This is a genomic window from Clostridium sp. CS1-1, from assembly GCF_056135525.1.
In genome coordinates this window covers 5042429-5052164 of sequence record NZ_CM148680.1, presented here as the reverse complement: position 1 = coordinate 5052164, position 9736 = coordinate 5042429, and the positions used below count along the sequence as shown (strand labels likewise).

General features: G+C 39.2%; 5 protein-coding genes, 1 tRNA gene and 3 rRNA genes. 2 read left to right on the top strand and 7 right to left on the bottom strand.

The genetic code is table 11. From position 1 onward, the window contains the following. The first annotated feature begins 217 nt into the window (after positions 1-217). Positions 218-544, top strand: coding sequence for a DUF1904 domain-containing protein (locus AC0N0V_RS24050; protein WP_474461450.1), 327 nt, complete (start codon positions 218-220; stop codon positions 542-544). Positions 545-684: 140 nt separating this feature from the next. On the opposite strand, the gene AC0N0V_RS24045 is transcribed toward AC0N0V_RS24050, so the two are convergent. Further along, complete coding sequence (locus AC0N0V_RS24045) at positions 685-1818, bottom strand: pyridoxal-phosphate-dependent aminotransferase family protein (protein ID WP_474461449.1); 1134 nt, start codon at positions 1816-1818, stop codon at positions 685-687. Between the two features lie 306 nt (positions 1819-2124). Between AC0N0V_RS24045 and AC0N0V_RS24040 the strand changes: the two genes are divergently transcribed. Next, a complete protein-coding gene (locus AC0N0V_RS24040; RefSeq protein WP_474461448.1) occupies positions 2125-2718 on the top strand; it encodes a uracil-DNA glycosylase in 594 nt (197 codons plus the stop codon). A 1-nt stretch (position 2719) separates the two neighbouring features. On the opposite strand, the gene AC0N0V_RS24035 is transcribed toward AC0N0V_RS24040, so the two are convergent. The 6 genes from AC0N0V_RS24035 to AC0N0V_RS24010 form a co-directional block, all read right to left on the bottom strand. Next, positions 2720-3157, bottom strand: coding sequence for a VanZ family protein (locus tag AC0N0V_RS24035; protein WP_474461447.1), 438 nt, complete (start codon positions 3155-3157; stop codon positions 2720-2722). Between the two features lie 226 nt (positions 3158-3383). After that, a tRNA-Lys gene (locus AC0N0V_RS24030) sits at positions 3384-3459 on the bottom strand. Positions 3460-3466: 7 nt separating this feature from the next. Further along, a 5S ribosomal RNA gene (rrf, locus tag AC0N0V_RS24025) occupies positions 3467-3583 on the bottom strand. A gap of 36 nt (positions 3584-3619) precedes the next feature. Continuing rightward, positions 3620-6523 (bottom strand): 23S ribosomal RNA (locus tag AC0N0V_RS24020). A 223-nt stretch (positions 6524-6746) separates the two neighbouring features. Next, positions 6747-8253 (bottom strand): 16S ribosomal RNA (locus AC0N0V_RS24015). Together the 16S, 23S and 5S rRNA genes with 1 tRNA gene alongside form the textbook arrangement of a ribosomal RNA operon. A 536-nt stretch (positions 8254-8789) precedes the next feature. Further along, entirely contained in the window at positions 8790-9734 is a 945-nt protein-coding gene (locus AC0N0V_RS24010) for a GNAT family N-acetyltransferase (protein ID WP_474461446.1), read from the bottom strand. Positions 9735-9736: the final 2 nt, after the last annotated feature.

Below are 9736 nucleotides of genomic sequence, written 5' to 3'. Positions count from 1 at the left end.
CGCATATCTCAGCGACGTATATTATCTTACCATATATTTTTTAACCTTCTAATTCATGAAATGCTATTATCAGCACTTAACTAGATATTTCTTAATTATATCAGCTTAATCCTCAATTATTCTATTGTTGACACACTGGGATATGTTTATTTGTAAATTAAATTAAATCTTTAACTTTTTATCTTTGTAAGTTAAAATATCTTTGGAGGTGAGCAAAATGCCACAAATTAAAGTAAGAGGTATAGATACTGAGAAAATATGTAATATAAGCACTGAAATGATTGATAAACTTGAAAAAATCATAGAATGTCCTAGAGAGTATTTCACAATTGAATCCATATCCTCAACATTTATAAAGGATGGAAAAATAGATGCTGGATACCCGTTTGTAGAAGTAGTTTGGTTTGATAGAGGCCAAGAAATACAAGATAAAGTTGCGAAAGCTATAACTGATTTAATACATAAGTCTGGTTATAAAAATGCAGATGTGTTTTTCACTGTATTGAAGGAAAATCTATATTACGAAAACGGACAACACTTTTAACTAAAATTATAATTTTTTCATCGAATAATGCACAACAAAATAGAAAGTTGTTATTTATAGATATATATCCTTAAAGTTTAACTTTTTTCACATATAACTTTAAAACTTTATACTTATAAATAACAACTTTCCTCTCAAAATTAAAACTCGCTTAAGAAAGTAGAAGCCATATCACATCTGCACTTGAATCCAAAATGCTCTAAGGATTTTTGTAAAGCTGTTAAAGCATAACTAACTTTATTGACTTTTGCATTCTCACCCATATGACCTATTCTAATTACCTTGCCACCTAGGTATCCAAACGAGCCTGCTATTAGTAAATTGTATTTCTCTAAAATATAGTTTCTTAATACTTTATCATCTATTCCTTCAGGTATTTTAATAGTAGTGACAGTATTAGAGTACCCTTTCTTAAGATAAAGTTCTAAACCTGATTCTTTAATTGCACTTCTGGTTGCCTCTGCTATCTTTCTATGCCTTTCTAAAATGTCCTTATCAATCAGAATATTATCTATAGCTACCCTAAGGGCTATTATATCACTTATAGGTTGTGTATAAGGAAACCACTTATCTTCATAATAATTTTCCCAAACTAATAAGTTGCAATAAAATGATGCTATAGGAGATTTCCTATTCTTCATGGAGTTAAAAGCATCTTCACTTATACTTATAATTGTCAGCCCCGGTGGTGCAGAAATGCTCTTTTGTGAAGCTCCAAGTGCTATGTCTATCTTCCAATCATCTACTCTTAGTTCTTCCCCTCCCATAGCTGCAACACTATCTACTATTGTTAATATACCTCTTTCTTTTAGTAAATGACATATTAGAGATATATTATTAAGTACTCCTGAAGGTGTATCACAGTGCACTACTGTAGCATATTTAAAATTACTATCCTTATCTAAAAAGTTTTTTAATTCTTCTAAATCTATGTCCTTTTCTCTATCCGTTCTAAATAAGATAGCTTCTCCACCATACATTTTTACAAAGTCTGCAAATCCCTCACCAAAAATTCCATTATCTATAACTAAAACTCTATCCCCATTCTCTGTGAGTGATGCACAAGCAGCCTCTAATCCTAATATTCCTTCACCGCTTAGAATCCTGACCTGATTTTTTGTTTTTAAAAACTTACCTATACTTTCACAAGTTTCTTTATAAAAATCATAGAATTGTAAGTCTAAATCTGGATTTGTAAACTCTATACTCCTAGCAAGTCTAACATTTTCACGTACCTCAGTAGGCCCGGGTGTCATTATGTATGGAACCTTCATAATTATATCACTCCTAATTAAACATAAATTTTACTAATATTACACTAATTAAAATTATATCACCTATCCTAATCATATCAAAATGTATTAGTACATTTCTATTCCATCTAGATCTAATATATCGGCTAAGTTCGTTAAACTAATGTACATTATTAAGTTATCCGAAAAACTTGTATTTATAATGAATATATTAAATTCATTAAGAAAAAAATAACCTTATATAATTTTCCTATCAGATACTAAATCGTTCACTAACAACTCAAGATAGAATATAATGAATTAATTTTTTGAAAGGGTTTTAAATAAATGAGTGTAGAAGATGACTTAAGAAAAAGAATTAAAAACATAACTGAAAACTATAAAGGTGAAATCGGTGGATATATTACAGGAGGTGGGCCAATTCCTTGTGATATCTTGTTTGTTGGAGAAGCACCGGGAAAAACAGAAGTCGAAGAGGGGAAGCCATTTGTAGGGATGGCAGGCAAAAACTTTGAAAAATATTTAAATTTAATCGGCCTAAGTAAAGACAATATTAGAATAACTAATACCTGTTTCTTTAGACCAATAAAGATTAAGGAAGGCAAAAACGGAAAAACTACTATTAGTAATAGACCTCCTAAAATTTCTGAAGTGGAACTCTTTCACGAAGTTCTAGATGATGAAATTAACCTTGTTAATCCTAAGATTATTATTACATTAGGTAATATACCATTAAGGAGACTAACTAATTTTAAGTCTATCGGTGAGTGTCATGGCACTCTTTACTTTAACGAAAAACTAAAAAGATATGTATTTCCTATGTATCATCCATCTTCGTTAACTTACAATAGAAACGAAGAATTTCATTCAATGTATAAAAATGATTGGGATAAATTAAAAGAAGCTCTAAAAAAAATATAAATTAGGGCTTCTTCTTTAACGAATTTATTTTATTAATATATAATATTCCCATTCCAGCACTTCCACCAAAAGTATCTATTATAATATCCCTAACACGTCCAGTTCTTCCCGGAATGAAAAGTTGATGAAACTCATCTGTGCAAGAATACAAAAATGTTACTATCAATCCTAGAAAAAGTGACCTTTTAAAATCGAAATTTTCACTAAGGGCATTAAATAGAAATAGATATAATATTAAGTATTCTGTAAAGTGGGCAACTTTTCTAACTATAAAATTAGCTAAATCACCTAAAATACTACTTAAATTTAATCCTAAAATTTGAAATACACTTATAACAAATTTACTTTTCTCATCTGACACTACAGCTGGTTGATTAGAGAAAATAAATATAATAATCATCCAAATCAAAACTAATATCCATTTGAATTTCTTACTCATATTTCAAGACCTTTCTTAAACTTATATTATGTAGTCATAAATCACTAAAAAATCTAACTTTGATTAAAAGCATTCCTCCCAACTATTCTTTTATAAATCCTGTATGGAAATTTATATAGAATCCTAGTATTATAATAAACTTTATTTATATAAAAATCTATACCAAATTATATTTGTAAGTTTAATAAAACAAAAAATAAAAAAAAGCATCTTTAAAAGATGCTTTTGGTGGCTTACCGGGGAATCGAACCCCGGACACCATGATTAAAAGTCATGTGCTCTACCGACTGAGCTAGTAAACCATATTTAACCTAGCAGCGACCTACTCTTCCACACAGTCTCCCGTGCAGTACCATCGGCACTGTGAAGCTTAACCATCGTGTTCGGAATGGGAACGGGTGTAGCCTTCACGTCATAACCACTAGATTTGAGATGTTCTCTCAAAATTGCACAGTGATGTTTTAGGTCAAGCCCTCGACCTATTAGTATCAGTCAGCTGAACATGTTACCATGCTTACACCTCTGACCTATCAACCTTGTGTTCTTCAAGGGGTCTTACTAGCTTACGCTATGGGAAATCTTATCTTGAGGTGGGCTTCACGCTTAGATGCTTTCAGCGTTTATCCCGTCCCGACATAGCTACCCAGCTGTGCTCCTGGCGGAACAACTGGTGCACCAGAGGTCAGTCCATCCCGGTCCTCTCGTACTAAGGACAGCTCCTCTCAAATTTCCTACGCCCGCGACGGATAGGGACCGAACTGTCTCACGACGTTCTGAACCCAGCTCGCGTGCCGCTTTAATGGGCGAACAGCCCAACCCTTGGGACCTACTTCAGCCCCAGGATGCGACGAGCCGACATCGAGGTGCCAAACCTCCCCGTCGATGTGGACTCTTGGGGGAGATCAGCCTGTTATCCCCGAGGTAGCTTTTATCCGTTGAGCGATGGCCCTCCCACGAGGTACCACCGGATCACTAAGCCCGACTTTCGTCCCTGCTCCACTTGTTTGTGTCGCAGTCAGGCTCCCTTCTGCCTTTGCACTCTACGAACGATTTCCAACCGTTCTGAGGGAACCTTTGGGCGCCTCCGTTACTTTTTAGGAGGCGACCGCCCCAGTCAAACTGCCCACCTAACAATGTCCCGTGACCAGATTCATGGCCGCCGGTTAGAATCCCAGTACTGTCAGGGTGGTATCCCAAGGACGACTCCACAAAGGCTGACGCCTCTGCTTCGCAGTCTCCCACCTATCCTGTACAGACAATACCGAGACTCAATGCTAAGCTACAGTAAAGCTCTACGGGGTCTTTCCGTCCAATCGCGGGTAGCGAGCATCTTCACTCGCAATACAATTTCGCCGGATTTGTTGTCGAGACAGTGCCCAAGTCATTACGCCATTCGTGCGGGTCGGAACTTACCCGACAAGGAATTTCGCTACCTTAGGACCGTTATAGTTACGGCCGCCGTTTACTGGGGCTTAAGTTCACACCTTCGCTTGCGCTAAGTGTTCCCCTTAACCTTCCAGCACCGGGCAGGCGTCAGCCCCTATACATCAGCTTTCGCTTTAGCAGAGACCTGTGTTTTTGCTAAACAGTTGCTTGGGCCTATTCTCTGCGACCACCTTGCGGTGGCACCCCTTCTCCCGAAGTTACGGGGTCAATTTGCCGAGTTCCTTGACAACAATTCTTCCGCTGGTCTTAGGATTCTCTCCTCACCTACCTGTGTCGGTTTGCGGTACGGGCACCAGTTCACTCCATAGAGACTTTTCTTGGCAGCGTGGAATCAGATACTTCGCCCAAAAGGGCTCCCCGTAACACCTCAGCATTAACTAGACGGATTTGCCTATCTAGTCTGCCTAAGTGCTTAGACGCACATCCAATAGTGCGCACATCCTATCCTCCTGCGTCATCCCATTTGTAATAACGCAAACTGGTGGTATCGGAATATCAACCGATTGTCCATCACCTACGCCTTTCGGCCTCGGCTTAGGTCCCGACTAACCCTGAGCGGACGAGCCTTCCTCAGGAAACCTTAGGTTTTCGACCAATAAGATTCTCACTTATTTCTCGCTACTTATGCCAGCATACTCACTCCTGTACAGTCCACCGCTCCTTACGGTACGACTTCAACCCATACAGGAAGCTCCTCTACCACTGATACTTACGTATCAATCCATAGCTTCGGTGGTAAGTTTTAGCCCCGAACATCTTCGGCGCAGGATCTCTCGACTAGTGAGCTATTACGCACTCTTTAAATGAGTGGCTGCTTCTAAGCCAACATCCTAGTTGTCTTGGAAATCCCACATCCTTTTCCACTTAACTTACACTTTGGGACCTTAGCTGATGGTCTGGGCTGTTTCCCTTTTGACCACGGATCTTATCATTCGTAGTCTGACTGCTTTGATTCAAGTATATGGCATTCGGAGTTTGATAGGGTTCAGTAACTGTTGTCAGCCCCTAGCCCATTCAGTGCTCTACCTCCACTACTCATTCAAAACGCTAGCCCTAAAGCTATTTCGAGGAGAACCAGCTATCTCCGAGTTCGATTGGAATTTCTCCGCTATCCACAGCTCATCCCATGGTTTTTCAACACCAATGTGGTTCGGTCCTCCACGGAATTTTACTTCCGCTTCAACCTGTCCATGGATAGGTCACCCGGTTTCGGGTCTACGACATGCAACTTTTTGCCCTATTCAGACTCGGTTTCCCTTCGGCTACGTATCTTAAATACTTAACCTTGCTACACATCGTAACTCGCTGGCTCGTTCTACAAAAAGCACGTCGTCGCAGGTAAAACTGCTTCGACTGATTGTGGACACACGGTTTCAGGTTCTATTTCACTCCCCTTCCGGGGTTCTTTTCACCTTTCCCTCACGGTACTGCTTCACTATCGGTCACCAGTTAGTATTTAGCCTTGGGAGGTGGTCCTCCCTGCTTCCCACAAGGTTTCACGTGTCTCGTGGTACTCTGGATCAGATCTGACTGTTATTCTTTTTACCTACAGGGCTGTTACCTTCTATGGCGGAGCCTTCCAGCTCTCTTCAATTAAGAAATCACAGTATTTAATGATCTGTCCGCAACCCCAGGAACAAGTTCCTGGTTTGGGCTCTTTCCCTTTCGCTCGCCGCTACTTAGGAAATCGATTTTTCTTTCTCTTCCTCCGGGTACTTAGATGTTTCAGTTCCCCGGGTCTACCTCTATAAACCTATGAATTCAGTTTACAGTACATAGCGTTAGCTATGTGGGTTGCCCCATTCGGAAATCTCCGGATCGCAGGCTATTTGCGCCTACCCGAAGCTTATCGCAGCTTATCGCGTCCTTCATCGGCTACTGGTGCCAAGGCATTCACCATGCGCCCTTTGTAGCTTGACCTTAAATCATAATTCTACAAAGGTATATATACCTTTAGCTTTACTTTGTTTATGTTAAATAATTTTCATTATTCAACGCTTATCACTGTGCAATTTTCAAAGAACATTTCGCTACCACCTTAGTGTTAGCTTTATTTGAGGTTTTAATCCCTCAAAATTAAACAGAGTGTAAACCAGAATTCCAATGTAACTAAAAACCTAAGCTTCTAGTTATTATTCCTTAGAAAGGAGGTGATCCAGCCGCAGGTTCTCCTACGGCTACCTTGTTACGACTTCACCCCAATCACTGACCCCACCTTCGGCCGCTGGCTCCTTACGGTTACCTCACGGACTTCGGGTGTTGCCAGCTCTCATGGTGTGACGGGCGGTGTGTACAAGGCCCGGGAACGTATTCACCGCGACATTCTGATTCGCGATTACTAGCAACTCCAGCTTCATGTAGGCGAGTTTCAGCCTACAATCCGAACTGGGATGAGTTTTTTAGTTTGGCTCCCCCTCGCGGGTTTGCATCTAATTGTACTCACCATTGTAGCACGTGTGTAGCCCTGGACATAAGGGGCATGATGATTTGACGTCATCCCCACCTTCCTCCCGGTTAACCCGGGCAGTCTCACTAGAGTGCTCAACTTAATGGTAGCAACTAATGATAAGGGTTGCGCTCGTTGCAGGACTTAACCTAACATCTCACGACACGAGCTGACGACAACCATGCACCACCTGTCTCCCTGCCCCGAAGGGCTTCCTCCATTACGAGTAATTCAGGGGATGTCAAGTCCAGGTAAGGTTCTTCGCGTTGCTTCGAATTAAACCACATGCTCCGCTGCTTGTGCGGGCCCCCGTCAATTCCTTTGAGTTTTAATCTTGCGATCGTACTTCCCAGGCGGAGTACTTATTGTGTTAACTGCGGCACAGAGGGTTGGACCCCCCTACACCTAGTACTCATCGTTTACGGCGTGGACTACCAGGGTATCTAATCCTGTTTGCTACCCACGCTTTCATGCCTCAGCGTCAGTTATGGTCCAGAGAATCGCCTTCGCCACTGGTGTTCTTCCTAATCTCTACGCATTTCACCGCTACACTAGGAATTCCATTCTCCTCTCCCACACTCTAGATATCCAGTTTGAAATGCAGCTCCCAAGTTAAGCCCGGGAATTTCACATCTCACTTAAATATCCGCCTACGCATCCTTTACGCCCAGTAAATCCGGACAACGCTTGCCACCTACGTATTACCGCGGCTGCTGGCACGTAGTTAGCCGTGGCTTCCTCCTTGGGTACCGTCATTATCGTCCCCAAAGACAGAGCTTTACAACCCGAAGGCCTTCATCACTCACGCGGCGTTGCTGCATCAGGCTTTCGCCCATTGTGCAATATTCCCCACTGCTGCCTCCCGTAGGAGTCTGGACCGTATCTCAGTTCCAATGTGGCCGATCACCCTCTCAGGTCGGCTACGCATCGTCGCCTTGGTGAGCCTTTACCTCACCAACTAGCTAATGCGCCGCGGGTCCATCTCAAAGCGGATTACTCCTTTAATTAGTCCTTCATGCGAAAAACTAATGTTATGCGGTATTAATCTCCCTTTCGGGAGGCTATCCCCCTCTTTGAGGCAGGTTACCCACGTGTTACTCACCCGTCCGCCGCTAATCCACCCCGAAGGGTTTCATCGCTCGACTTGCATGTGTTAGGCACGCCGCCAGCGTTCGTCCTGAGCCAGGATCAAACTCTCAATTTAAAAGTTTGCTTGCTCATTACTGTTTTGTTACTTTAAAAGTAACTCAAAGAATTGCTGGTTTATTTAAAAATAAGTTTTAACTTATCTTTCACTCTGTTTAATTTTCAAGGATCAATTTGTCTCATCTCGACTGCTTACTTAGTTTAACATCTTTGTTTTATCTTGTCAACAACTTTTTTATCATTTTTTAAAGTTGTTTGTTATACTTTGTCGCATCTCGTGACAACATGTGTTATTCTATCATAAAAGTATAGTTGGGTATCTATGTACTAGTTCAAATTCTAAGTTTATTTTACTATTAATCGTTATTTCTTCTAAATCCACATCAATACACCTACTGACACACAAGGATAAGTTTATACCCGATTTACTCTATAATCATATAACAGGTAATTATACTAAATTCTCTTTCCCATTAATAATACAATAACATTTTATTATTTAATTAAAAATATATAATAAAAACGAAAGCACTTAACAAATTTTTACATAAATTTATTAAGTACTTTCATTTTAAGGCTATTCATAATAGCTATCTATTTCTTTGTTATGTAAAAAGTTATATGATCTGCCCATTTACCATTAATAAATAAATACTTTTTATTTAACCCAAGTTCTTTAAATCCACAAGCGGTAAGAACCTTTTGAGACTTTATGTTATCACATAGAGTAGATGCCTCTAGCCTGTGTAATCCTATTTCGTCAAAGGCATATTTTACAACAAGTTTCAATGCTTCTTTCATATATCCTTTTCCTTGCTCATCTTCATCTATTGAATATCCTACAAAAGCACTCTTAAATACTCCCATTACTATATTAGATATCTGTATCTTGCCAATAAGTCTCTTTACTCTGTAAATACCAAAATTAACACTATCTCCATTTAAATATTGCTTATACCCTTCTATCAGAATCCTCTTTTGCAAATCTAATGTATAAAAACTTTCATCCCTATCTGGTTCAAATGGCATAAGGTGTTTTTTATTCTTTAAATAATACCCAAGAACCTCTTCTGCATTTTGTGGCGTTAAAACTGAGAGCCCTATACTTATTCCTTTTATATCCGATTCACTATATCTATGTTCGCTTGTAAAAGTCTTAAAATCTAATCCAAATAAGAGTTCGTCTTTATACACATTATTCGATATCACACTACTAGTAATTATACCTTCCAATTCAAATCCGATATCTATAAAAGCCATAGTATTTACTTCTTCGTCAGCTAATACATTTATCTTATTTATGTCCATATTTTTAAATAAAGACATTAAAAATACATTCAATGATTCTTTTAATAAATCATAACTCGTTTGTCCATGTTTATAAAACTTTATTCTAAAACTACAATATCTATTTTCTTTTGAAAGTTCAATTACAAATACTCTTCCTATTGTTATGCCACAATTGTCTCTTATAATATATTCATTCATGCTTCCCTTGACTAAATCTACATTTACATTTACATGTTGCCCTTTTGACATCT

What these genes read in the sequence shown, in the direction of transcription:
- AC0N0V_RS24050 (WP_474461450.1), top strand. Translation starts at nt 218, where the DNA reads ATGCCACAAATTAAAGTAAGAGGTATAGATACTGAGAAAATATGTAAT.
- AC0N0V_RS24045 (WP_474461449.1), bottom strand. Translation starts at nt 1,818, where the DNA reads ATGAAGGTTCCATACATAATGACACCCGGGCCTACTGAGGTACGTGAA.
- AC0N0V_RS24040 (WP_474461448.1), top strand. Translation starts at nt 2,125, where the DNA reads ATGAGTGTAGAAGATGACTTAAGAAAAAGAATTAAAAACATAACTGAA.
- AC0N0V_RS24035 (WP_474461447.1), bottom strand. Translation starts at nt 3,157, where the DNA reads ATGAGTAAGAAATTCAAATGGATATTAGTTTTGATTTGGATGATTATT.
- AC0N0V_RS24010 (WP_474461446.1), bottom strand. Translation starts at nt 9,734, where the DNA reads ATGTCAAAAGGGCAACATGTAAATGTAAATGTAGATTTAGTCAAGGGA.